At 72.9% G+C, this 1,255-nt stretch carries 1 protein-coding gene; it reads left to right on the forward strand.

Features of this window, described 5'->3' with window-relative positions; all coding sequences use genetic code 11:
- Positions 1-165: 165 nt before the first annotated feature.
- Positions 166-1,255: phosphotransferase (locus AC5RV2_RS18130; RefSeq protein ID WP_494093481.1), on the forward strand; the 1,090-nt coding region annotated here is incomplete at its 3' end.

The raw sequence follows: 1,255 nt of genomic DNA on the forward strand, positions 1-1,255 counted from the left end.
AGTCGGCCGCGAACCGGCTCAACCTGGACGACGTCCTGCAGCGCCGGCGGGCCTGACGCGAGGCGCCCGGCAGGTTGGCTGCGGCCCGTCCACACCGGACGGGGAACAGCTTTGTCCGGTGGGCGGTACCGAGCGTTCCGGGCCGCAATGGTGTGCAATGGAGACATGGACGCACCGAACGTTGACCTGATGGCCACCGAGACCGCCGGCATCGACCTGTTGGAAAGTCCCGGCATGCGCGAAGCGCTGGAACTCGCCGTAGGAACCGTCGGCGGCACGCTGCGGTCCTGGAACCTGGCGAAGCTGCAGCACCGGCCCGGGGCCGGCGCGACCGGGATTTACACCGTGCGGCTCCGCGGGCACGACGGCGGCGAGCGGACCGAGTACGTCTGCGTCACCACAGCGCCGGTGCCCGACTGCGGGCTTCCGCTGGTACGCCTGGACGGCGGGCCCGTCCCGCTGACCGCCTGGCTGTATCCGTCCGACCCGGTGCTGGTCGGACTGCCTGCGGCGTGCGACCCGGCTGCGGTGGGCCGCAGCGTCTTCGGCGGGGGAGAAGCGGACCTGAAAATGGTCAGCTACCGGCCGCTGCGGCGGGCCGTGCTGGAAGCCGTGCAGGACGGACACCGGGTCTTCTTGAAGGTGGTCCGTCCGGACCGGGCGGCGCAGCTGATGCGCCGGCACCGGCTGCTGACCGACGCCGGCCTGCCCGCCCCCGTTGCCTCCGCCGGCCCGGCCGACGGCGTGGTGGTGCTCACGGAGGCGAAGGGGACGCCGCTGGCCCAAGCCCTGATGGACGACGGCGCCGCCAGCCTGGCGCCCGAAACCCTCCTGGCGCTGCTGGATGCCCTCCCGGCCGGCGTGCTGGAACTCTCGCGGCGCCCGGCCTGGGCCGACCGCGCAGCCGACTACGCCAAGGCAGCGGCGGCCGTGCTCCCCGACGAGCAGGACCGGGTGTTCAACCTGGCAGATCGGGTGGAACGGCTGCTGGCGGCCACCGACGCCGGCCCGCTGGTCCCGACGCACGGCGACTTTTACGAGGCGAACCTGCTGGTGGACGGCGGGAAGATCACCGGACTCATGGACGTGGACTCGTTGGGTCCGGGCCATCTGGTGGACGACCTGGCCTGTTTCCTCGGGCACCTGGCCGTGCTGCCCGCCGTGCACCCGGGGTACGTGCATGTTCCGGCGGCGCTGGAACGTTTCGCGGCCGCCTTCGACACCGTGGTGGACCCGGCGGCCCTGCGCGGCCGCG

This window comes from Arthrobacter sp. Y3225116 (genome assembly GCF_059091245.1).